This is a genomic window from Paraburkholderia sp. SOS3 (assembly GCF_001922345.1).
Classification (GTDB): domain Bacteria; phylum Pseudomonadota; class Gammaproteobacteria; order Burkholderiales; family Burkholderiaceae; genus Paraburkholderia.
Genome location: NZ_CP018812.1, coordinates 2,477,974 through 2,502,362 on the forward strand (window position 1 = coordinate 2,477,974; position 24,389 = coordinate 2,502,362).

The following is a 24,389-nucleotide window of genomic DNA, read 5'->3' on the forward strand; positions in this document are numbered from 1 at the left end:
TGATTTTACTGGACCAGGCGAGGCGCATGGCAAGAGGCTTTCCCGCCACGCACGCGGTGCATTCAAACGAACTGGAGCAACAGATGAAGACGATTCATATCGATGTCGCAGTGATCGGCGCCGGCAGCGCCGGTTTGCCGGCGTACCGTGCCGCGAAGGCCGCGGGCGCGTCTGCGCTGCTGATCGAAGGCGGCCCGCACGGCACCACGTGTGCGCGGGTCGGCTGTATGCCGTCGAAGCTGCTGATCGCGGCGGCCGAGGCCGCGCACGCGGCGGCCAGCACGGCGCCATTCGGCGTGCATGTGGACGGTACGATCCGCATCGACGGACGCGAGGTGATGCAACGCGTGAAAAGCGAGCGCGACCGTTTCGTCGGCTTCGTCGTGGAAAGCGTCGAAGGCATTCCCGCAGAAGACCGCCTGACCGGGTACGCGACCTTCATCGACGACAATCTGCTGCAGGTCGGCGACCATACCCGCGTGCACGCACGCAGCGTCGTGATCGCGACGGGCTCGTCGCCATACGTGCCGCCGATGTACCGCGCACTCGGCGATCGCGCGATCGTCAACGACGACGTATTCAGCTGGGACGATCTGCCGCGCAAGGTCGCGGTGGTCGGCGCGGGCGTGATCGGCCTCGAACTGGGTCAGGCGCTCGCGCGGCTCGGCGTCGACGTGACGATGCTCGGCGCGCGCGACCGTGTCGGTCCGCTGACCGATCCGGCGATCCGCGAGTACGCGCAGAACGTGTTCAGCGACGCGTTCCGATTCGAGCCGCGCGCCGAAATCGAAGCGGCAACGCGCGAAGGCGACACCGTGCATCTGCGCTACCGTACGAGCGCGGGCGCGCTCGTCGACGATACGTTCGACTATGTGCTCGTCACCGCGGGCCGCCGGCCGAACATCGACAAACTCGCGCTCGGCAACACGACACTCGAACTCGATCAGACCGGCATGCCGGTCTACGACCCGCTGACCTTGCAGGCGGGCAAGCACGCGGTGTTTATCGCCGGCGACGCGAACGGCGTGCTGCCGCTGCTGCACGAAGCCGCCGACGAGGGCCGCGCGGCCGGCACGAATGCCGCGCATTACCCGAACGTCGCGCCGCTCGTGCGCCGCGCGCCGATCTCGGTGCTGTTCTCCGACCCGGGCATCGCGATGGTCGGCGCGCGGTATGCGGATCTCGCGCCGGGCAGCTTCGTGGCCGGTGAAGTGAGCTTCGAGGATCAGGGCCGCAGCCGTGTGATGCTGCGCAATCGCGGGCTCATGCACGTCTATGTCGACAAGGCGACGCGACGCTTTGCCGGCGCCGAGTGGATCGGCCCCGATGCGGAGCACATCGCGCATCTGCTGTCATGGGCGCTGCAGATGAACCTGACGGTCGACGCGATGCTCGAGATGCCGTTCTACCATCCGGTCGTCGAAGAAGGGTTGCGCACGGCGCTCAGACATGCGGTCGCGCAGCTGAAGTCCGAGCAATAAATCAGACGTCGGGACGTCGCCGCGACTTTCGCGCAATCGCATGCGTCTAGGTCGCGTCGGTGACGTTTCCCGCCTACGCCTGTGTATTGATCAACCCGCCCGCGGTTTGCCCTTGCTTCATCAGCAGTTCCGCCAGTTGCGCGGTCGCGGCGCCGATCGCGCCTTGGATCGATGTCGCCTCGCCCTGCAACGTGGCGACGGCCGGATTCGGGCTGCCATCGGGACTGCGCAAACGCTCAGCCGCCGCGATCTGCGCCTGCACGCCGGCAAGCTGCGCTTTGAGGCGCGCGATCAGCGCCTCGAGTTGCTCGATCGCGGGATTGACCGCGCCAGACGCGCTAGCGGACGCGCCGCGCGTGCCGCCTGCACCCGCGGGGCCGCCGTTGTTCGCCGTGACCGACGAGGCGGACGACCCCGACGCGGTGCCCGACGTTGCCGCTTGCGAACCCGCCGAACCCGACGTGCCGTTCGTACTGTTATTTCCCGCCCCCTGATTGGTGGACGTGTCCTGCGCCGGGCTCGGATTCGAGCCGATCGCAGCCGTGCCGGCGACGCCAGAAATGCCTTGCACGATCATTGTCGATCACCTCCGTTTTGAAAGGGGATGTCAACATATCGGCAGGATCTGCCGCTTTCTTTAGTCGGACGAAACCATAGCCGGAGCGCACCGGGCGCGCGAGCCGCGCCGCGCGCCAACGTCCAGGTAAATTTGCCGAATCTGCTTCGCAATTCTGCACCGAAGATCGCGGCGGCCACGCGCACGCGACCGGCCGGCACGCGAGCGGCCCGCGCTTCAATGGCTCACGGTTTCCAAACGCGCGATACGCGCCAGGCGCACGTCTTGCTTAATGGCTAGCTCATCCGCGAAAGCATCGGTGCAAACCGCACACCTTTGCACCGATGATCAACACGCCGAAGGACAACACGCTTCCCATACCCCACGCCGATCCATGATGAAACTGCCGCTGACGCCACCACGACCGTCGAATCGCGTCTACCCGCCTGGCGTTCCCGGCCTGCTCGGACTCACGTCGACGATCACGGCCGTCGTGGTGGTCTGCGGCCTGTATTTCGGCCGTGAAGTGCTGATTCCGATCACGCTCGCGGTGCTGCTGAGCTTCCTGCTCGCACCGCTCGTCAGCGTGCTGAGGCGGCTGCGCTTCGGACAGCTGCCGTCGATCTTCGTCGCGGTACTCGTCGCGCTCGTCTCGCTGCTTGCGGTCGGCACGCTGATCGCGGCGCAGATCGCGCAGCTCGCGAGTTCGCTGCCGCAATACCAGGCGGCAATCGAACTGAAGATCGAGACCGTGCAGGAGAAAACGATCGGCCGCGCCGACGCGCTGCTCACGCGCGCGGCCAGCACGCTCGCGCGCGTCACGCCCGATCATGCGCCCAATCCGCCGCACGAGGCGGGCCGCACGCAGAAGCCGTCGGCCGCCGCGCCGCTGCCCGTCGAAGTGCACGAGCCGATGCCCTCGCCGCTGCAACTCGCGCAGAAAGTGTTTTCGCCGGTCGTCGGCCCGATCGAAACGACGTTCATCGTGCTCGTCGTGACGATCTTCATCCTGTTGCAGCGCGAGGACTTGCGAGACCGCCTGATACGCCTGTTCGGCGCGCGCGATCTGCACCGCACGACCACCGCCATCAACGATGCGGCGACCCGGCTGTCGCGCTACTTCGTCGCGCAGCTCGGCATCAATGTCGGCGCCGGTTCGCTGATCGCGGTGGGCCTCGCGATCATCGGCGTGCCGGGTGCACTGCTGTTTGGCGTATTGACTGCGTTGCTGCGCTTCGTGCCGTATATCGGCACATGGATCGCCGCCGCGCTCGCGGCGATACTCGCGGCCGCGATTCAGCCGCAATGGTCGATGGCCGTCGCGACGATCGTTCTGTTCGTGGTCGTCGACGTGGTTGCGGGGCAAGTGGTCGAACCGCTGCTCTATGGACACAGTTCGGGGCTGTCGCCGCTCGCCGTGGTGGTCGCCGCGATCTTCTGGAGCTGGCTGTGGGGACCCGTGGGTCTTGTGCTGTCGACGCCGCTTACGCTGTGTCTCGTCACGCTCGGCCGCTACGCGGAGCGATTGCGGTTCCTGACCGTGCTGCTCGGCGATCAACCGGCGCTCACGCCCGCGCAGAACTTCTATCAGCGCCTGCTCGCCGACGATCCGCACGAGGCGATCGTGCAGGCGGAACGGCTGCTCAAGGAGATGCCGCTCGTCCAGTACTACGACGATGTCGCGCGCGAAGGGTTGCGTCTTGCGCGCAACGACGCGCTGCGCGGCGTATTCGCACCGGACCAGCTGAGCCGCATGAACGAGACGCTGCTCGATATCGTCGAGAATCTCGAAGGGGCGGAAAACCCGCTGGCCCCGCCGCCGCTCGCACCGTCGTCGCCGCTGCACGGCAGCGCCGATGGCAGCAAAGCAAGTGCGGGCGAAGACCCCGAAGCCGATAGCGATACGCCCATGCAGCTGCTGCCCGGCATGCGCGTCGTATGCGTAGCGGGCCGCGGCGCCTTCGACGAAGTGGCGACCGCGATCGCCGTGCAACTGCTCTGCCGCCGCGGCCTGCCCGTGTTCGCCGCGCATTATGCGCAGTTCCGCAAAGGCAGCATCGATTCGGCAAGCATCGAAAATGCGCCGATTCTCTGCGTCGTCACGCTCGATGCATCGGAGGCGCCGCCGTACCTGCGCAACCTCGTGCGCCGCATTCGCGAACGGGCGCCGTCGGCAGCGCTCGTGGTTGGCGTCGGCGGCCTGTCCGAACGCGACGATGAGACGACGTCGCTGAGCGGGACGATCAACGCGAACGGCTTCGGCGAACTCGTCGACCAGTGCGTGCACGCGGCGACCAACGCCGCGCCGCTGCCGCCGCGGCTCGTGGAAAACACCGGCTGAGCGCCCGCTCGCCATGCAACGTCATTTCGAAAGCGAATTGAAATAATTGAACCGCGATTCTGATGATCGCGCGCGCGACGATAACCGGCATTGGAATAATTCAGGCCAATTTCATTTAAACCGGTTACTTCCGCTTTCCGGAAATTCCGCGAATAGATTACGTATCGTCAGCAAATAATCATCGAGTCTTTATAAATATCTGCTTTCCATTTTCTGTTTATATTTCAGGAAAAATCCCCCGAAGCCGGAAAACAATCGCCCCGAAGCGGCCGTGAGACCGCTTCGGGGCGACGTGCCTGCCTGCAGTGCTGCGAGGTCTTCGGTCGTTACGAAGCCGTCATGACGGGCGCGACGGCGGCCGGGTCCGTAATGCTCGGCTTGCCGGTCTCGATATGACCCGCGAGGCGGCGCTGGAACGCCGGGTCGTCGTTGTCGGTCACCGTCAGGTCGTACCAGTGGTGGCTCGACGCGAGAACCCACTTTTCTTCGACCGTCTCGTTCGGCGGCACGATCACGGGCCGCGACAGCGCGCCGTAGGCGTTATCGGCCACCGACAGCCGCGCGTTCCTGTTGCCCTTGTTCGTGAAGCGCAGCACGACGTTGCCGTTCGCCACGTCGTAGTGCGTCTTGACCTCGGGCAAAGCCGTCCTGTTCTTGCCCTTGCCGGCGGCGGCCTCGATCATCTCCGCGTTCAGGTCGCCGTTGAAGCGCCGCACGAAGCCGTTCGGGCCGTAGACGGTGAACGCATAGGCGCCGTTGTTGATCGACAGGTCGAAAGTCTCGGTGATCGACTTGTCCTTTTCGACCGTGTAGCGCCACGGGCCGTCGGTGCGCAGCGACGAGTACACGTAGAAATGGGCGCCGACCGAACCGGTGTTGCCCATCACGAGTTCGAGCACGTTGCGCTTCTCGTTGACCTTGCCGTTCACGTGCAGCTCGTACGGCAGCGCACGGGCGAAGCGGATGCCCGGCTCCTGCGGCACGATCGGACCCGGCGCGGCGGGCACGACCGGCTTCGGCTGCGTCGCACACTGGTTGTCGGCGATCGACTTGTAGTTGCTCGTGTCGGGCAGCGCCGGCATCGTCGCGTCCGGCGTGCGGAAATCGAACGCCGAGGTCAGGTCGCCGCACACCGCGCGGCGCCATTTCGTGATGTTCGGCTCCTTCACGCCGAAACGCGCTTCGATGAAGCGGATCACCGACGTGTGGTCGAACACTTCCGAGCACACGAAGCCGCCCTTCGTCCACGGCGACACGATCGTCATCGGCACGCGCGTGCCGAGACCGTACGGCAGATTGTCGACCGTGTAGGTGCCGCCGCGGCCGTCCGGGTTGATCACGTTGTGGATCTCGCCCTCGGTCGTCACGGTCGACAGGCCCTGTGCGCGCGTCGTCGGCACTTGCGGCGGCGGCACGTGATCGAAGAAGCCGTCGTTCTCGTCGTACATGATGAAGAGCACGGTCTTGCTCCACACCTCGGGGTTCGACGTCAGCGCGTCGAGAATCATCGAGGTGTACTCGGCGCCATAGGCAGGCGTGTACTTCGGGTGTTCCGAGTAGGCCGCCGGCGGGCACAGCCACGACACCTGCGGCAGCTTGTTCGCGAGCACGTCGGCCTTCAGATCGTCGATCGTGCGCGCCGTCTGCGCGCGCTGGTACAGCGACGAGCCCGGCTGCGCGTTGATGAAGTTCGTGAAGTTCTGCAGGACGTTCGTGCCGTAGTTGCCGTTCAGCGGATCGTTGCCGTTCGTGCCCTGCTGGTAGACCTGCCACGAGATGCCGGCTTTTTCGAGGCGTTCCGGATACGTGGTCCACGACAACAACTGGTACTTCGGCGGTCCGTCGCCGTCCACGAAGTCGTTGTTGTCGAGCAGCGGGCCGCCTTGCGTGCCGGTCGGATCGACCATGCCCGTCATCAGGTACATGCGGTTCGGATGCGTCGGCCCCGGCATCGAGCAGTAGTATGCATCGCACACCGTAAATGCATCGGCCAGTGCGTAGTGGAACGGAATGTCGGTGCGCAGGTGGTAGCCCATCGTCATGTCCGTCTTGTTCGCGGGCCACTGGTCGTAGCGGCCGTTGTTGATCGCGGCATGCGTCGGATACCAGTTATGGTCGAGGTCGCCGATACATTGCGCGCTCGTCGTCAGCGTATCGAGGTGGAACGGCAGCACGGGCTTCGTCGCGTCTTCCTTCGACGGCTGGAACCACACCGGGTTGCCGCCCGGCAGCGGGATCGGGAAGCGGTCGTTATAACCGCGCACGCCACGCATATGGCCGAAGTAGTGGTCGAAGGAGCGGTTCTCCTGCATGAACACGACGATATGCTCGATATCGCGGATCGTGCCCGTGCGGGATGCGGCCGGCACGGCGAGCGCTCTGCGGATCGAATCCGGCAGCGCGGTCATCGCGGCGGCAGCCCCGGCGGATGAAGCAACGGTTTGTAGAAAACGGCGGCGGCTATTTGAAGTCATGGTCTGGTCACCTTCTCTTTGTTGCGGGGGGAATCTGGCGGCTATGCGTCGCAGCGCTTCGACGAAGCGAGGAACCCGCGCCAAGCGACGCGCGGCGCGAAGTGCTGCTGATCAGTTGGCGCTATCGCCGGGCGCGTAGCGCATCACGGGCGCGACCTGTATCGCATCGGCGGCGACGCTCGCCTGCGCGCTGGCCACTGCGCTGCCGGTTCCGGCATTGGTCAACGGCGGCGCCTGCAGTTGCGAGAGCGGCACCGATGCACCCGCAGCTAACTGCAGCGCGGCGCTCTGATAGCGCGACGTGCCGTTCTGCATGGAATTGGCCGAATCATTCGAAGCAGACAGGCTGCTCGTGGCATGGCTCGCGTCCGCCGGCCCGGGGCCGCATGCAACGAGCATGAAGACGCTGATCAGAGCGGCACATGACGCCGCCAGTCTCGAGAAAAAGTCTCCGTCCATGATCCTCATCCCATTCTTTAGTTAACCGGACGTTCAGCACGGCTTTCGATTTAATGCCGGATTGTTTTCGCGAGGAGAGTGTCACGTTTAATTAAGAAGAATTTGTGAAATGGTTTCATCTCCATTTACGGATATTTCCACTTACCTGGAATGCATCACTTCAATGCCAGGATAAATAAACGAAAAAGAAATAAAACATTAATACGACCAGCTTCGGGTCCGGGGCTTGCGACCGTGCATATCCGCTAGCGGCACATAAGACTGGGGAGACATGGATGCGCACAGGCACTAACCTGCAGGACAGCGAAGACGAATTGCAGTGGCGGCCGATTGGCCGGGCGCTGGCCGACCATCGCCGCGTACTCGTCGTCGACGACTACGCGGATGCCGCCGACGCCTTGCAACTGCTGCTCAGCGCGAACGGCTTCGAATGCCGTGCGATGCACGAGGCGCATGACGTCTGTGCGATCGCCGAGGCGTGGCAGCCGTTTGCGGTGGTGCTCGATATCGCCATGCCGGAACTCGACGGCCTCGAGCTCGCCCGGCGGTTGCGTGCGACGCCGTCGACGTCGCACATGCTGCTCGTCGCGTGCACGGGCTATGCATCGGGACGCGACCGAGAGCGCGCGCGGGAAGCCGGCTTCGACGCCCATTGCGCGAAGCCGCTGACGCCGCAGCGGCTGCTTGCATTATTGAAGAGGGCTGTGGCGATGACGCCGGACATGAGGAACGGAGGCACACGGGCATGAGCGCGACGCAAGCGTCGAGCGTGGACAGAACAGATGCGATGACGGTCGACTCGCCGGTCGACCCGCCGGTCAGGCACAGGCCGTGCTGTAGGGTCCGCTGCACTCAATGCGCATCTACTCAATCACGCTTACAGGAGAACAACGATGCAAAGAAGAAAGTTCATTTTGACCAGCGGTACGATGCTTGCGGCCGGCGGCCTCGTGTTGGCTGGCTGCACGACGACGGGACAAAGCTCGGCGAACAGCACGGCCGGCAACTCGGATAAGCGTGCTGCCATCAATCACGACGTCGACGCGACGCTGTCGCGGCTCTACACGACTGTCAACGGCTCGCGCGAACTGGTTTCGAAAGCGCGCGGCGTGCTGGTGTTTCCGCAGGTCGTGCAGGCCGGCTTCGTGGTCGGCGGCCAGTACGGCCAGGGCGCGCTGCGCGTCGGCGGCCGGACCCAGGGCTACTACAGCACGGCGGCCGGCTCGTTCGGTCTGCAGGCCGGCGCCCAGTCGAAGGCGATCATCTTCTGCTTCATGACCGAACAGGCGCTCGCCGACTTCCGCAACCGCGACGGCTGGGCCGTGGGTGGCGATGCGACGGTCGCGGTGGTCAAGGTCGGCGCGAACGGCAACATCGACTCATCGACGGCGACCGCCCCGGTGCAGGCGTTCGTGCTGACCAACGCGGGCCTGATGGCCGGTGTATCGCTCGAAGGCACCAAGGTGTCGAAACTGGATATCTGACCGGCGCGTTCACACCATGCTCACGCCGCGGCGTATTTGTCTGTGTAAAAGCCGCCGCGGCGGGAAGCCGAAATTACATTGTGACCGGCCGTGCACGCGTCGCGCGGCGCGAAGCGGCCGTTTTTTTCATGGCATAGCCTTTGCGTTGTACCGCAGCGCAACACGCTTTACTCCTGTACCGTCCCCTTCTGTTTTTTTCGCGCGGAGTCGATCTTGACGCTGAATGTTCTTCTCGTTGCTTCGGAGGCGATGCCGCTCGCCAAATCCGGCGGGCTCGGCGATATGGTGAGCGCCTATGCGGCCGCATTGCGCGACGCGGGCGTCGACGTGTCGATCCTGCTGCCCGCCTATCCGGGCGCACTCGCACAGGCGGTGGGCGTCACGCCGATTACGCGGATCAGCGGACTGCCCGGCGGCGACGCGCGCCTGTTGCGCGCGCAGATGCCCGACACAGGCGTGCCGGTACTGCTATTGCAGATGGATCATCTGTTCGACCGCGAGCAGCTTTATGTCGATCAGCGCGGTCGCGATTACCTCGACAATACCGTGCGTTTCGCCTCGCTTGCCGCTGCGGCTGCACGCATTGCGCGCGGCGTACGGGGCGTGCGGCGCCCCGATATCGTGCATGCGCACGATTGGCATGCAGCGCTCACGCCCTTGCTGATGAAGCTCGCGGGCGTGCCCGCGAAGAGCGTGTTTACGATTCACAATCTCGCGTTCCAGGGCAACTGCCCGCTCGCGCTCGGCAGCTGGCTCGGCGTGCCCGACGCGCTGCTCGCGCCGGCCCTTTCGGATGAGCGCAGCATCGAGTTCTACGACACGTTGAGCCCGATGAAGGCCGGCATCGTGCACGCCGATCGCGTGACGACGGTCAGCGACACCTATGCGCGCGAAATCCTCACGCCGCACTTCGGACACCGGATGGAAGGCGTGCTGCAAGCGAGCGCGCACAAGCTTTCCGGCATCACGAACGGCATCGACGAAAACGTCTGGGATCCGGCGACGGACGCACATATCGCGCGTCACTACTGCGCCGCCGACGTGCGCGGCAAGCAGGCCTGCAAGCGCGATCTGCAGCAACGCTTCGGGCTGACCGTCGATCCGTTCGCGCCGCTGGTCGCAATCGGCAGCCGTCTGACCTCGCAGAAGCTCGCAGACGTGGTTGCTGCCGCCTTGCCGATGGCGCTTGCGCGGCACCCGCGGCTGCAGGTGGCGATTCTCGGTAAAGGCGACGCGCATCTCGAACAGGCGATGCGCGCACTGGCCGCGCTGTGGCCGCAGCGCGTCGCCGTGCAGATCGGCTACGACGAGGCGACCGCGCACAAGCTGCATGCGGGCGCGGACATGCTGCTGCACGGCAGCCGCTTCGAGCCGTGCGGTCTCACGCAGATGTATGCGATGCGTTACGGCACGATTCCGATTGCATCGCGAGTCGGCGGCCTTGCCGACACGATCGTCGATTACGAACCGGCGCGTTCGCCCGAACTCGGCTTGCCCGAAGACGGCGCGACCGGCTTCCTGTTCGACGGTGAAACCGTGGGCGACGTGGTGGCGGCGCTCGAGCGCGCACTCGAAGCGTTTATGCGGCCGTCGTCATGGCATGCGTTGCAGCGTAATGCGATGCGCGGCGATTTCGGCTGGGCGAAGCCGGCTGCACGCTATCTGCAACTGTATGCGGAGCTCACCGATGCGCGGCCCGCGAGGCGCGGTCTGTCCGAAGCCGTGCAAGCGGCGGCGGCCAGCGCGAATGGCGCGCGCGATGTCGACGTGGTCGCACAGCGGCGGCCGGCACGGCGTGCCGCGGGTGCTGCGCAGAACGGCAAGTGGAACGGCAATGCTTCCGCGCAGGGCGTGCACGAGGATGTTGCGCGACGCGCGTGACGTCCAGAAAGATGCAGCCGCGTAACCGGTAACCGGATTACGCGGCTACATGATCGATGTGCGGGCAACGAGATTGCCCGCACACCCCCACTCTACTCGCTACTGCGTGAGCCGCTCCTCGAGCCGGTCGAACACATGCTGCGTCTCCCCCTGCGCATGCAACGCGAACAGCAGCAGCGAGCGACCCGTCACCTGATACACGTCGCCCGAACCGAATTCCGGCAACTCGTCGCGTTCGGGCGCGTTCGTATCGATCAGACAGCTCCATTGATCGCTGCCGGGCACCTCGGGCAGCGTGAAGTCCACCACATCGTGATACGCGTTGACGATGACGAGCAGCGTCGCGTCCGATGCGGGCCGTCGAATACCGCTTGCCTGCGCGCGCCCGTCGATCACGAGGCCGAAGCAGCGCATTGCCGGATCGCCCCATTGCTCGTCCGTCAGCTCGACGCCGGCGGGGCTTAGCCACTTCACGTCCTTCACTTCGAGATCGGCTTCGCTTTCGGCCTTGCTTGCGCCCTCGCTTTCCGCTTCGCTTTGGCCTTCCATGCGGGCTTCCATCCGGCCCGGCAGCTTGAGCACGCGCGTCTCGCCGGTCAGGAAGCGGCCGCGCCGCAAGACCGGCAACGCATGACGCAACGCCGTGAGCTTGCGCACGAAGCCGATCAGCGCACGGCCGCGCTCGTCGATGCCTTCCCAGTCGACCCAGCTGATTTCGTTGTCCTGGCAATATGCGTTGTTATTGCCCTGCTGGGTGCGGCCGAATTCGTCGCCGGCCAGTAGCATCGGCGTGCCTTGCGAGAACAGCAGCGTCGCAAGCATGTTGCGCTTCTGACGCTCGCGCAATTCGACGATGTCGATGTCGTCGGTCGGTCCTTCGGCGCCGCAGTTCCACGAACGGTTATCGCTGTGGCCGTCGTTGTTGTTCTCGCCGTTGGCGTCGTTGTGACGCTCGTTGTACGACACGAGATCGTGCAGCGTGAAACCATCGTGCGCGGTCACGAAATTCACGCTCGACCACGGGCGTCTGCCGCGGCGGTTGAAGAAATCGCCCGATGCGGTCAGGCGCGTCGCGAGGTCGGCCGCGCAGTTTTCGTCGCCCTTCCAGAACGAGCGCGCCGTATCGCGGAATCGGTCGTTCCATTCGGCCCACCCCGGCGGGAAGCCGCCGACCTGATAGCCGCCGGGCCCGCAATCCCACGGTTCGGCAATGAGCTTGACGCTCGCGAGCACCGGGTCTTGCCGGCAACTGTCGAGAAAGCCGCCGCCTTCGTCGAAGCCGTACGGCTCGCGGCCGAGAATCGTCGCGAGATCGAAGCGGAAGCCATCGACGTTCATCTCGGTGACCCAGTAGCGCAAACTGTCGGTCACCATCTGCAGCACGCGCGGATGCGACAGGTTCAGCGTGTTGCCGGTGCCGGTGTCGTTGATGTAATAGCGGTTCTGTTCGGGCATCAGCCGGTAGTACGAGGCGTTGTCGATGCCGCGAAATGACAGCGTCGGTCCGCGCTCGTTGCCTTCGGCCGTATGGTTATAAACCACGTCGAGTATCACCTCGAGACCCGCGTCGTGCAGGCGGTCCACCATTTCCTTGAATTCGGCGACCATGCCCGGGCCGCGCGCGAAGTAGCGCGGATCGGCCGCGAAAAAGCCAATCGTGTTGTAGCCCCAGTAGTTCGTGAGGCCTTTGTCGAGCAGGTAACTGTCGTTGACGAACGCGTGGATCGGCATCAGTTCGACGGTCGTGACGCCGAGCCGCCGGATATGATCGATCACGGCTTTCTGCGCGAGACCGTCGAACGTGCCGCGCAACTTCGCGGGCACCGCCGGATGCCGCTTCGTGTAACCGCGCACATGCGTCTCATAGACGATCGTGCGGTCCCACGGCACGCGAATGCGCGTCGGATGCGTCCAGTTGAAAGTCTGATCGACGACCTGACACTTCGGCATATAGGCCGCGCTATCGCGCTTGTCGAAAGTCAGATCGGGCTCGTCGCCGGGCGCGTTCAACGTATAGCCGAACAGCGACGGGTGCCATTTGAGCGCGCCGACGTGCGCTTTCGCATACGGGTCGAGCAGCAGCTTGTGCGGATTGAAGCGATGCCCCGCCTCGGGTTCGAACGGTCCATGCACGCGATAGCCGTACACGGTGCCCGCCGGCAAACCCGCGACATGCACATGCCACACTTCGTCGGTGTATTCGGGTAGTTCGATACGTTCGACTTCGCGCTTGCCTTTCGCGTCGAACAGACACAGTTCGACCTTCGTCGCATGCGCAGAAAAAAGCGCGAAATTCACGCCCTTTCCGTCCCATGTAGCGCCGAGCGGAAATGGCAGGCCTTCGGAAATGCGTCGGTCGTATGGCATGGAAAGCCTTCATTGACGAGAAGCGATTGATGAACGCGCAACAGTGCCTGCAACGGCGGACAGGAGCGTACGGCGCGGGAGGCGCGTCGAATCAGCAAGGCATGTGCCCGAAGCGGTCATCGTGCGTCGGCGCCGTCGCCGGAAGCCGCGCGAATCGCCGCAATGCGACTCGTCACAAGGCTTACCCGGACTTACAAACAAAGATAGATTCTGCGCGTTCGCCGTAAGCGTTCCCGCGCCCGCGCACGGTGTATTCAGCAGATGCAACAACTGGCAGCCTGTCACGCCCGGGTCACGCCCACGTCACGCGAACGCCGTACGGCGCGCCGCAGCGTGGGAGCCGGAAAGCCGCGGCCCGCGCGGTGCGCGATGCGATGCAGATCGAGCGCCTCGATGGCACGGCTCATGCATGCGTAAGAAAATAGTCAAGCCGCCTGGACCGCGCATCGTTCGATGCACCGATAGTAGACCGATGATGGATGCCACTGCACTTTCGGACACCCGCCTGCCCACTATTCTGCTCATCGACGACGAACAGGAATTGCTCGTCGCGTGGGCGCTGCTGCTCGAACTCGAAGGATTTCATGTCGTCACGACGCGCGAGTCGCGCGAAGGCGTGGAACTCGCGCATCGTCTGCATCCGGCGCTCGTCATTACCGACCTGATGATGCCGGGAATGAACGGCGTCGAAGTGTGCATCGCGCTAAAGGCGGATTCGTCGCTCGACGACGTGCCGATCATTTTATGGAGCGCGTCGCCGGATATCCCCGATGGCGTGCTGTGCGAATGCAAGCTGCACAAGCCGGTCGCGCGCGAGACGTTGCTTGCGAACGTCGAGGGGCTCCTGCGCTCGGCGCTGGACGCGCGGCGGCAGCGCGCATCCGTGCGCCGGTAGGCAGGCAACGCGCGAGCTTATTTCGTCGGCGCCTATTTCCTTTAACTTGCCGCTTCGTCATCTCCATCAGCGCGGCTGGTAACCCGAAGGACCCGGTTGTGCAGACGCAGCGGCATGCTGCGCGGGCACTGCGCCGTCAAACGCCCGCATATGCGCTGCGATCGTTTCTTTCGGAAGCGACATCAACAGGCCGATGCTGTGGACCGACAACGCGCCGCTCCACCGCGCGGCAAACGCCTCCGCCTCAGGGGTGAAAAACACGCCCGACGGACGTGTCCCGCTCGCGAGCTCGCGACGGATCAGGTTGCGCCATCCCACATGAGCGAGATCCAGCAGCGCTGCGCGGCTTGGCTCCGGCAACGAGGACGAGGTCCGGCAGTTCGTTCTGTGAAGGTAGTTTTCGATCATGTCCTTCGGCTTGTGCATGATGGCGGCGAACGTGTCGACTGGTAACCTGCCGCCCCACTTCCGCAGATATGCTTTTTCGCCGTTCGTGAACGGCCGCACGATCACCGAGAGCCTGACCTGCAGTCCTGTGTTCTGCAGATCGTGCCAGCCACGTACTGCCGATTGCACGTCCGACGCGATTTTTTCGACCTGCTCTGCGGTTGCACCGTATCGGCTCGGCAGATCGTCATGGCGAGCACCGGGATTTCGCAACAGATGGTTCGCGATCCTGTCCGACAGCGTCGGCTCCGGCAGCGCTTGCCGCGGGCGCGACGGCGCCGACGCGGGCGGTCGGACCGTTGGCGCCGGCGACGCGGTACTGCCGGTGCCCGCAAGCCGGCGCCATCGAGGAGGCGCGACATCTTCGACGGCGGTTGCGCGAGAACCCACGCTCGCCGCCGCCCGGCCTGCGCTGCGAGGACGCGTCGAATCCGTCTGCAGCATCCACGCGCCTAGTGCATTGCGTTGCAGGGCACTGCCGCGCGCACGAGGATTGCCAGGTGTCGTCAACCGCCAGTCACGCGTATCCGCGTCTTGCGCGACCGCATACGAACGCTTGTCGTGAAAGATAAATGTCTGGCCGCTATGCAGATCCTTGAATACGCCCGGCTCGGACGTCGAAGCATACGCGTCCGGCAACCGGGGCAGTGCATATGACTCGTGCCAGGCCGTCGGGCGTCCACTTCGGAAAAAAACGCGGCCGCCGGACGTGCCCGCCGGCGACGATACGGTCCATGAAGGGGCTTCTCGCACCGGCGTCGGCGTCGGCGCCGACGCCGACGCCGGTTGCTCTTCATGAGGCGCCTGAACGTGCTCTCGCGATGTCGGCTCGACATGAACATCCGGCGCGCGAGACGTGCTTTCTCCGATTCGTGGCATACCGGTTTTCCTCGTCGGTTGCAGGTGCATGCATCGAAACCGTCATGCTACGAAAACCGCCTCGCCCTGCTGCGATACCGCCATACCTACGTCCGCGGCGACGTTGTCGCCGCGTCAGCGCGACAGGCGTAACAATCAGACCGCCGCCGGGTCGGAACGATGAATCGCGATCCCTTCCATCGGATCGAGCGGCGTGCGCCACGGCGCGCGTTCGATCATGCTGCGCGTATCGTCGTAGCCGGCCTTCCAGCGCCGCTCGATGCCGCTTGCAGAGAAGTCGATGTCCTTATGCAGGTCGTGGCCGCACGAGCGCGGCGCATCGAGTTCGATCACCTGCATCGTCGTGCCGCAGCCCCAGTCGAGCAGCTGTCCGATCGCGTCGCTCTCGCGCTGTTCTTCGGTCATGTGCCGGCCCAGTTCGCGAATCACATGGCGCAGGTTGTGAATCTGCTTCTGGCGCTCGAGATGGCTTTCCGCACGGCTCGAATACTGGATGTCGCGCTGCCTCGTCATCGCTTCGCGTATCGATGCCGGCTCGGGACCATGCACGGGCCACAACTGCACGGTGAAGATGACCGAGTCGCGGCGCGGGCGATCGTCGAGCACCGCTTCGAGCGGCGTGTTCGAGTAAATGCCGCCGTCCCAATATGCTTCGCCGCCGATACGCACCGACGGAAAGCCCGGCGGAAACGCGGCCGATGCCATCACATGATCGACGGCGAGCGGCATGTCGCGGTTCGTGAAGTAATGCATATGGCCGCTGGCGACGCCGACCGTGCCGACGGTCAAACGCATGCGCCGCGCGTTGAGGAAATCGAAATCGACGAGCGAGGTCAGCGTGTCGCGCAACGGCTCGGTTTGATAGAACGCGGCGCGCTCGGGGCCGACCGCGCCGTAGAGGCCGAACCATGCATCGGCGCGCGGCGTGAAGAACAATGGAATGCCGTGCGTGACGATCGACAGATCGCGTAGCCACTCGGCCACACTGCCCGGCAGGCCGTACAAGCCGGGTAGCCATCCGTTCGTGCCGGTGGCTCCGCCGCAGCCACCCTGCCAGGTGACGCGTCGCCAGAATTCGTGCAACCGCTCGAGACGTTCGCCGGCTGGATTGCCGGCAATGATGGCGCCATTGATCGCGCCGATCGACGTGCCGATCACCCAGTCGGGCTCGATGCCTGCGTCATGCAACGCATGGAACACGCCGGCCTGATACGCGCCGAGCGCGCCACCGCCTTGCAGCACGAGCACCACCTGGCCCGGAATATCGGCGCGCCGCGCGTCGGTGCCTGCGTGCCCGGCGGGTTCGCGCTACGCGCGGGCGCCGGCGCCCGCTGCCTGTTTTGCCATCGCGCTTCTCCGTCGACGAAACGTTGCCTTCAGTGAAGCAATCACTTGAGGCAATCACATGAGGCAGTCACGATAGCGCACCTTCCCGTCGCACGCAGCGAGGTACACCCGGCATGCCCGGCGGCGAGGCGTGCCGCCGCGTCAGCGGCCGACGAGCCGGTAGGTGAAGAACAGCAGCGCGATAGCGGCCGCCATGCAGGCGAATGCCTTCAGCAGTGCGAGGGCCGCCGCGCCGGCGCGCCGCCAGGTGAACCGCACGTGCCGCGGCTGCGCAGGGTTCAGCGAGTCTTCGGCCAGCAAGGTCGTGAAGCGCACTGTTTCGTCGATCATTCGCATGGTCCGTTTCTCCTTGCGGTATGGGCCAGGGCTCGCGCTGTCTTCGCTATTTTCACTGTCTGCGTTGGGCACGACGCTCACCGTTTGCTTCGCCTGTCCGCTTCGATGTTGCTTCGATGCCCGCAAAATCCGCGACGCGATCCGCGCATGGCATCGCCGCGTGCCCAGGACACCGCACGGTGGTCGCGAATGGTCCGTATGGCAACGAACCATTCGCTCCACTCTTCTTCCGACTTCGCCCCCCAATGGCTCCGCCGCCTTCCCGATTCGCGGTATTCCCCGACCTCGAACCGTGAAGTCCCCGTGCCGTCGTCCGGTGCCGATCTCTGTGGATCGGTGTGGCCGGACAGCGGCGAGCCGGTTGTGGCCAACCTATCGCAACGGATATGCCATGAGGGCATGAGCCTTATCGTGCCGTGCTCTTTGAACTGACGAACACATCGGGAACAGGCTTTCAGGCTGCTCACGTTTCGGAATCGAAACATATTTTGCGCGCGGATCGACGTGCGCGAAGCCTACGGAAACGCTCCCTGTCGACGTCGCCAGGGACGGCGAATCGGGCGCAAAGCAGCGTTGGGCAACGCCTTGACCGCGAAACTGCCCGATCCGCGCGTAGCGCGAGTGGTCCGGCACGCGTTATGCCCAATGTGTCGCAGTGTTGAGACAAACGGCATGAGGCGGGACACGAAATGCATGCGGACTGATACCCGTTCGCTACGCCGAGCGCGGAAAGCCTTATCTGTTCTGGCTTCGCCACTGTTCGCCGATGAATCACCGAGGAACCGCGCGGTCGTCCCGTCCCGGCGATTCGTTTGCGCATCCTGATTTGTGCTTATACAAACGTGTGTTCCTTTCCTTTATTTTTTGATCAAGAGCCGTAATCATGCGACGATAGGACCGTCGCCCCTCGGCGATGGAATGTGCAGGACCGGCCGATAAGATCACTAAAGACCGCTGATAAGAACGCTAAAACCAGGCAGGCTGAAACCACGAAGGCTGAAACCGCTGTCGCAATCGAAGGATCACTGGCTTACGCGTTCGCGCTGCGCAGCGGCCAAACGTCCAACCGGGGGTACCATGCATTCCACCTCGATGTCGCCCGCTGCCGAACGTGCCGTGCTTTGCGTGTCATCGGCGCCTGACGAGCCTCTCGCCCGATTTCTGGCCGCTGCGGGCTGGCATGTCGTCCATGCGAAAACGCCCGCGAACGCCGAGCGTCTGCTCGACCGCGGCGATATCAAGGTCGGCCTTATCGACCTTCCTGACGACTGCACCGCGCAACAACTGTCCGCGCTCGAAGCGTTCATGCAGCGCGGCGAGACGAACTGGGTCGCGCAGATCGCGCCGGGCCGCTCGGACGACGAACCGACGAGCCGCTTTATCCTCGACTACTGCTTCGACTTCGTGACGAAGCCATGTCTGAACGACCGTCTGATCTTCGCCCTCGGCCATGCGCATGGCCTGTCGAGCCTGCGGCGCACGAGCGTCAAGCCGAAGCCGTCGCTGGGCAAGCACGGCATGGTCGGCCATTGCGAGCCGATGGAGCGGCTCTACCGGCGACTCGACAAATGCGCGCAAACCGACGCGCCCGTCTTTATCGCCGGCGAATCGGGCACGGGCAAGGAGCTCACCGCGCGCGCGGTGCACGACTGTTCGGCGCGTCATAAGCAGCCGTTCGTCGCGATCAACTGCGCGGCGATTCCGCCCACGTTGTTGCAAGCGGAGCTGTTCGGCCACGAGCGCGGCGCATTTACGGGCGCACTGCAGAAGAAAATCGGCCGCATCGAGCACGCGGACGGCGGCACGCTGTTTCTCGACGAAATCGGCGACATGCCGCACGAGTGCCAGGCGGTGCTGTTGCGCTTCCTGCAGGAAGGAACAATCGAGCGTCTGGGTAGCAACTCCCCGATCAAGGTCGACGTGCGCGTGATTTCGGCGACCCATGTGGACCTCGAAGCCGCGGTCGGCGACGGGCGCTTCCGCGCGGATCTCTATCACCGGCTTTGCGTGCTGCGGCTCGACGAACCGCCGCTGCGCGAGCGCGGCGGCGATATCCGCCTGCTGGCCGAATACGCGCTCAGCATGTACCGACAGGACGGCACGCATAAGATTCGCGGCTTTTCGAGCGGCGCCGTGGTCGCCATGTCGAACTACGCGTGGCCCGGCAATGTGCGCGAACTGATCAACTGCGTGCGGCGCGCGGTCGTCATGACCGAAGGACGCTTCATTACCGAAGCGGACCTCGGCTTGCCCGCCGCGATCAACCAGCGGCCCAGGACGCTTGCCGAGATCCGCATGCAGGCCGAAATCGAAGCGATCGAAGACGCGCTGCGGCGGCATGGGCACAATCTGTCGTCGGCGGCCGCGGAGCTTGGCGTATCCCGCGCGACGCTGTACCGGCTCATGAACGCGAACCGGATCCAGAGCGATATCAGCTCGATCCGGCAAGGACGCCGTCAGGCCCAAAACGGCGATCGCGACGCCGAAGCGGACCCCGATGCTCCCGCGGCCGCGGGCGCAGACGATGCGCCGCCGCGCTCCGCCATGGCCCTGTGACGGGTACCGGATAGCCGGCCGCCGGGCCCGCGCGGGCCGCTGCCTTGTCGCCGAACCGTTCGCCGGACCGGTTGTCTCGCGCCAGCGTGACGGGTCATGCAAGCGCATGCGCTGCCCGAGTCGCTGCATGCGGCCCGCCACAGTTGCTATGCTTGTCCGTGTTACCGGCACGGAAGCGAACTTGTCCCCTCCCGATCTCTGCAACGCGCGCACGCGGCGCACACCGTATCCCCCGGCCGTCGCGGTCGGCGCGAGTCCCTGCGACGAAGTTGCGATCTGCGGCGCGCGCTGCTCCGCGCCCGACCGGGGGAGCCGCTACAAGCGGCTTGCGCTGCTTTCGACGATCCTCGGTTCGAGCATGGCGTTTATCGACGGCTCGGTTGTCAACGTCGCACTGCCCGCGCTGCAGTCCGAACTGCATGCAAGCGTCGCCGCGATCCAATGGGTCGTCGACGCATACCTGCTGATGCTCGCTTCGCTCGTGCTCGTCGGCGGCGCACTCGGCGACCGCTACGGACGACGCCGCATATTCGTCTGCGGAATTGCCATCTTCACGCTCGCCTCGGCCGCCTGCGGCCTCGCGCCCGATTCCGCGACGCTGATCGCGGCGCGCGCGGTGCAAGGCATCGGCGCGGCGTTGCTGGTACCGAGCAGCCTGTCGATCATCGGCGCCGTCTTCGACGATCGCGAGCGCGGCCGCGCAATCGGCATCTGGGCCGGTTTCGCGTCGATCACCTCGGCGCTCGGTCCGATTGCGGGCGGCTGGCTCGTCGATGCGTTCTCGTGGCGCGCGATCTTCTTTCTGAATCTGCCGATCGCGGCCGCCACCATCGTGCTCGCGCTGATCGCAGTGCCCGACAGCCATCGGCCCGACGCGCCGCGCCGCATGGACTGGGCCGGCGCGATAGCCGCCGCGGCAGGTCTCGGCGCGCTTGCCTACGGCCTGACGCTCGCCTCGGAGCGCGGCGTGGCCGGTTTTGCGGCGCCGGCCGTGCTCGCGTCGGTGGCGGGCGGCGGCATCGTGCTGATCGGTTTCGTCGTCATCGAGGCTGCGGGCAGGCAGCCGATGATGCCGCTCGACGTGTTTCAATCGCGCGACTTCAGCGGCGCCAATCTCATCACACTGCTGCTTTACTTCGGCCTGGGCGGTACGTTGTTCTTTCTGCCGTTCACGCTGATCCGGGCGCACGCGTTCACGGCGACGCAGGCGGGCGCCGCGCTGCTGCCCATTCCGCTCATCATCGGCGCGCTGTCGCGCTTCGCGGGCGGGGCGCTCGCGGAGCGCTTCGGGCCGCGCCTGCTGCTGACGGCCGGATCGATCGTCACGGCGGCGGGCTTTGCGCTGTTCGCGCTCGTGCCGCTCGCGACCGGCGAGCGGTCGTACTGGGCGGCGTTTTTCCCGGCGCTCGTCGTGATGGGCCTCGGCATGACGCTGACCGTGACGCCGCTGACGACGACCGTCATGGCGTCGGTGCCGGGCGAGCGGACTGGCCTCGCGTCCGGCATCAACAATGCGGTCGCGCGCGTGGCAAGCCTGATCGCGGTGGCGGCGCTCGGCATCGTGTTCACGTGGACGCATGAAGCTGCGTTGTCGACGCGGCTCGACGCGCTGCATATTCCGCACCGCGCGGGCACGGTCATATATTCGATCGGGTCGGCCGCGTCCTCGTCCGGCCGTATGGCGCACCGCGCCGCAACGGTTGCGCAGGCGGAACATGGCGCGCTCGACGCCGCGTTTCGCGCGGTTGCGCTCGTCTGCGCGCTGGGTGCGCTCGGCAGCGCGCTGTGCGCGGCGCTGATGATCGGGCGGCGAAGCGCCGACGGCAGCGCCCCCTGAACCGGCCCGGCGACGCAGCGCGGGAGCGGCGCGGGCACACGCGTTGCGTTCGGATCGGGCCCTATCGAGGAACTTGAGAGGAACTTGAGGCCCGACAATCGGTCGCTTTTACTTTTCCGCTTTTACTCTTCATTAGATCGAATCGGGACGCGATGCCGCGCTTCGCCTCGCGAGGCCCGAATCACGATGCCTGAATGTTTTATATGCGCAAACTATTTATCGCCTGGCTTCTTATCGTACTGGCGCCGCCCGCCCTCGCGGCCGCGTCGACGGCGCCCGTCGCCGCATCGTCCGCGCCGCCTGTCGAACTCACGCCCGACCAGGCTCGCCAGGCGCTCGAAGTCCTCAACGATCCACGACGTCGCGCGCAGGTAACCAACACGCTGCATGCCATCGCTGCGGCCGGGGCACTCGCCGCGCCGCCCGTCGCGGCGAGTCCGGCCGCACCCGCGAGCGCAGCGCCGGCAGCCGCCGCCAGCACGCCGCTCGCGCTGAAATCGAACGGTCTCGCGGCACAGATCGCGCGGCAAGGCGCACGCTGGCTCGAGCAGGTCGGCATGTCGCTCAAGCATTCGCTGATCGTGCTGCTCGATACGGACTCGGTGCGCGCGTGGTGGCGCGGCGAGATTCAGAACCCCCAGGAGCGCGCGAAGCTCGCGATGATTCTTTCGGCGATCCTTGGTACGCTGCTGCCGGCGATCCTTATCGAATGGCTTGTGCGGCGGCTTTTGCGCCGCGCGCGTGCCGCGATTGCCGCGCGGCGGCTGCATCGCGAGGCAAGGCAGCACGCCGCCGAGGAGCAGGAGGCGCAACAGGCGGCAGCAAGCATGGCGCCTGTTGCAACGCAAGGCGCGTCTGCGTCCGCTGCCGCTTCGTCCGCCGCGCGTGCTGCCGGACCGGCCGGCGAGGTCGACGAAGAAGCCGCGCAAGCCGCACAGGCCGCCGGCGTGCCGCTGCAGCCCGGCGACGACGCAAGCGCGGCACAGGCCAAAGCCGACGCCGCGGCGGCGGCAACAACGGCAGCAACCGCAAAGACTGCCGCGTCGACTGCCGTATCGATTGATTCGACGCCGCCTGCGGCAGCCGCCCCATCGACTGCCACAGGCAAAACCGAATCCCCCGAGCAGCAGGCAAAACAGGCCCGCAGCCGGCGCCACGCAGCCGCTCATTGGACCTTGCTGCAACGGCTGCCGCTCGCGGCGTTACAACTGGTCCTGCGCGTCGTGCCGCTTGCGGTGTTCGTCATCGCGGCAAGCGTTCTGATGTCGATCCTCGCCGAAGCCGGCTCGCCGCAGGACCGGGCACTTAGCACGCTGATCGACCTGTACGTGATCTGCCGGTCGATCGTCATCGCGTGCGGCTTTTTCCTGCAGCCCGACGCGCCCGCGCTGCGCTTATGGCGCATGCCGGACCGGTGGGCGATATTCGTGCAGCGCTGGGCCATCTGGATCGTCGGCGCAATCGGCTGCGGCGCCGCGCTCGTCGAAATCGCGCTGGCGCTCGGCCTCTCGGAGTCCGCCCACGTCGCGCTCGTCAAACTCGTCGCGCTCGCGGGCCACGTGCTGCTGTCGCTGATGATCCTGCAATGCCGCAAGCCCGTCGCCGAAGCGATCCGTGCGCGAGCGCAGGACAGCAGCAGCCCGATGAAACTGATTGGCGAAGGCTTCGTCGATTTATGGACCGGCGTGGCGGTGTTTATCGTGATGGCGCTGTGGTTCGTCTGGGCGCTCGATGTGCAAAACGGCTACCGCACGCTGCTGCATCTCGGCGGAATTTCGGTGGCGGTGCTGATCGGCGCGCGTGTCGTGTCGATCGTCGTGTTCGGCGCGCTCGGGCGGATCTTTCGCGCCGAGGAGCAGGAGGGGCGCTCGCTGGTTCATCAGCATGCGTACCGCTACTACCCGTTCGTGCGCAGAATCGTCTATGGGCTGATCGCAGTGGTGACCGTGCTCGTGCTGTTGCAGGTCTGGCACGTCGACGTCTGGCAGTTCTTCGCAACGGGCACGATCGGGCATCGCCTCGCGTCCGCCATCGTGACGATCTTCGTGGCCGCGGTCATCGCGCTGTTCATCTGGGAGGCGGCGAACGTGTCGGTCGAGCGGCGCCTTGCGCGCTGGACGCAAAGCGGCGATCTGATGCGCGCGGCGCGCCTGCGCACCTTGCTGCCGATGCTGCGCACGGCGCTGTTCGTGGTGATCGCGCTCGTCGTCGTCATGACGGGATTGAGCGAACTCGGCGTGAATACCGCGCCGTTGCTGGCGAGCGCGAGCATCTTCGGCGTGGCGCTCGGCTTCGGCTCGCAAAAGCTCGTGCAGGATTTCATCACCGGCATCTTCCTGCTGATGGAAAACGCGATGCAGGTCGGCGACTGGGTCACGCTCGCGGGTGTGTCGGGCACGGTCGAATATCTGTCGATTCGCACGGTGCGGCTGCGCGGCGGAGACGGTTCGCTGTACACGGTGCCCTTCAGTTCGGTTTCGACCGTCAACAATACGAACCGCGGGCTCGGCAATGCGGCGGTGAGAGTCAGCATCGTGTTCGGCGCGGACCTCGATCTGGCGATCGCGACGTTGAAGGAAATCGGCACATCGCTGCGCGAAGACGACCAGTTCAAGGACGGCATTCTGTCGGACTTCGCCTTCTGGGGCGTCGATGCGGTCGACGGCGCGTCGGTCACGCTCGCGGGCCAGGTGCAATGCCGCGACTCCGCGCGCTGGGGCGTGCAGCGCGAATTCAACCGGCGCATTTTCCAGCGCTTCAGCGAGCGCGGCATTGCAATTGCGAATCCGCAGCGGCAGGTGCTTGCACCCGAGGATGGGAGGCTGCCCGTTGCGCAGTTGAATGGGCGGGGCGAACCCGACGATCACGACGATGCGCGCGACGAGCGGGATGTTAGGTCGCGCAACGGTGCGCGCGACGGCTATCGGCATCGTGCCGATGATGATGTGCAGGCCAATGAGGATCGCGAGGCGGGTCAAGGAGCGAGCGAAAAGCCGGGCGCCGCGGGGCGCCGCGCCTAGTATGTTTCGCCATCCGTCAGATGCGTTGC

The 24,389-nt window shown here is 65.3% G+C and carries 16 protein-coding genes; 9 read left to right on the forward strand and 7 right to left on the reverse strand.

Annotated elements, in window-relative coordinates; all coding sequences use genetic code 11:
* The first annotated feature begins 83 nt into the window (after positions 1-83).
* On the forward strand, positions 84-1,481 hold the full coding sequence (locus tag BTO02_RS31100) for a dihydrolipoyl dehydrogenase (RefSeq protein WP_075161562.1): 1,398 nt from the start codon (positions 84-86) through the stop codon (positions 1,479-1,481).
* A gap of 73 nt (positions 1,482-1,554) precedes the next feature.
* Here BTO02_RS31100 and BTO02_RS31105 read toward each other — a convergent pair whose 3' ends face one another.
* Positions 1,555-2,052, reverse strand: a complete 498-nt coding sequence (locus tag BTO02_RS31105) for an ABC transporter C-terminal domain-containing protein (RefSeq protein ID WP_156884034.1) — start codon at positions 2,050-2,052, stop codon at positions 1,555-1,557.
* A 382-nt stretch (positions 2,053-2,434) separates the two neighbouring features.
* On the opposite strand from BTO02_RS31105, the gene BTO02_RS31110 reads away from it, so the two are divergent.
* Complete coding sequence (locus BTO02_RS31110) at positions 2,435-4,378, forward strand: AI-2E family transporter (RefSeq protein WP_075161563.1); 1,944 nt, start codon at positions 2,435-2,437, stop codon at positions 4,376-4,378.
* Between the two features lie 326 nt (positions 4,379-4,704).
* Here BTO02_RS31110 and BTO02_RS31115 read toward each other — a convergent pair whose 3' ends face one another.
* Complete coding sequence (locus BTO02_RS31115; protein ID WP_075160831.1) at positions 4,705-6,852, reverse strand: phosphocholine-specific phospholipase C; 2,148 nt, start codon at positions 6,850-6,852, stop codon at positions 4,705-4,707.
* Positions 6,853-6,963: 111 nt separating this feature from the next.
* The gene (locus tag BTO02_RS34575) at positions 6,964-7,311 is read right to left on the reverse strand and encodes a hypothetical protein (RefSeq protein ID WP_156884035.1); all 348 of its coding nucleotides are present in this window, start codon (positions 7,309-7,311) and stop codon (positions 6,964-6,966) included.
* A 275-nt stretch (positions 7,312-7,586) separates the two neighbouring features.
* Here BTO02_RS34575 and BTO02_RS31125 point away from each other — a divergent pair, with 275 nt between their 5' ends.
* The 3 genes from BTO02_RS31125 (at position 7,587) to glgA (ending at position 10,676) form a co-directional block, all read left to right on the forward strand.
* Entirely contained in the window at positions 7,587-8,060 is a 474-nt protein-coding gene (locus BTO02_RS31125; RefSeq protein ID WP_075160833.1) for a response regulator, read from the forward strand.
* Between the two features lie 144 nt (positions 8,061-8,204).
* Entirely contained in the window at positions 8,205-8,795 is a 591-nt protein-coding gene (locus BTO02_RS31130; RefSeq protein WP_075160834.1) for a BPSL1445 family SYLF domain-containing lipoprotein, read from the forward strand.
* Positions 8,796-9,008: 213 nt separating this feature from the next.
* Positions 9,009-10,676 carry a glycogen synthase GlgA gene (gene glgA, locus BTO02_RS31135; protein WP_075161564.1) on the forward strand — a complete coding sequence of 556 codons (1,668 nt, stop codon included), beginning with the start codon at positions 9,009-9,011 and terminating at the stop codon, positions 10,674-10,676.
* A 99-nt stretch (positions 10,677-10,775) separates the two neighbouring features.
* On the opposite strand, the gene glgX is transcribed toward glgA, so the two are convergent.
* Positions 10,776-13,043, reverse strand: coding sequence for a glycogen debranching protein GlgX (glgX, locus tag BTO02_RS31140; protein WP_075160835.1), 2,268 nt, complete (start codon positions 13,041-13,043; stop codon positions 10,776-10,778).
* Positions 13,044-13,515: 472 nt separating this feature from the next.
* On the opposite strand from glgX, the gene BTO02_RS31145 reads away from it, so the two are divergent.
* Positions 13,516-13,938, forward strand: coding sequence for a response regulator (locus BTO02_RS31145; protein ID WP_232243597.1), 423 nt, complete (start codon positions 13,516-13,518; stop codon positions 13,936-13,938).
* 66 nt (positions 13,939-14,004) lie between these two features.
* Here BTO02_RS31145 and BTO02_RS31150 read toward each other — a convergent pair whose 3' ends face one another.
* The 3 genes from BTO02_RS31150 to BTO02_RS31160 form a co-directional block, all read right to left on the reverse strand.
* Positions 14,005-15,024, reverse strand: coding sequence for a DUF6543 domain-containing protein (locus BTO02_RS31150; RefSeq protein ID WP_075160836.1), 1,020 nt, complete (start codon positions 15,022-15,024; stop codon positions 14,005-14,007).
* Positions 15,025-15,399: 375 nt separating this feature from the next.
* Positions 15,400-16,527, reverse strand: coding sequence for a patatin-like phospholipase family protein (locus BTO02_RS31155; RefSeq protein ID WP_083615472.1), 1,128 nt, complete (start codon positions 16,525-16,527; stop codon positions 15,400-15,402).
* A gap of 225 nt (positions 16,528-16,752) precedes the next feature.
* Positions 16,753-16,947 (reverse strand): hypothetical protein, encoded by a 195-nt coding sequence (locus BTO02_RS31160; RefSeq protein ID WP_156884036.1) that lies wholly within the window; start codon positions 16,945-16,947, stop codon positions 16,753-16,755.
* Between the two features lie 1,077 nt (positions 16,948-18,024).
* Here BTO02_RS31160 and BTO02_RS31165 point away from each other — a divergent pair.
* The 3 genes from BTO02_RS31165 (at position 18,025) to BTO02_RS31175 (ending at position 24,360) form a co-directional block, all read left to right on the forward strand.
* Positions 18,025-19,503: a sigma-54-dependent transcriptional regulator gene (locus BTO02_RS31165; RefSeq protein ID WP_075160838.1), complete on the forward strand. Its 1,479-nt coding sequence runs from the start codon at positions 18,025-18,027 to the stop codon at positions 19,501-19,503.
* A 181-nt stretch (positions 19,504-19,684) separates the two neighbouring features.
* A complete protein-coding gene (locus tag BTO02_RS31170) occupies positions 19,685-21,340 on the forward strand; it encodes an MFS transporter (protein WP_075161566.1) in 1,656 nt (551 codons plus the stop codon).
* Between the two features lie 203 nt (positions 21,341-21,543).
* A complete protein-coding gene (locus tag BTO02_RS31175) occupies positions 21,544-24,360 on the forward strand; it encodes a mechanosensitive ion channel family protein (RefSeq protein ID WP_083615559.1) in 2,817 nt (938 codons plus the stop codon).
* The last annotated feature ends 29 nt before the right edge of the window (positions 24,361-24,389 follow it).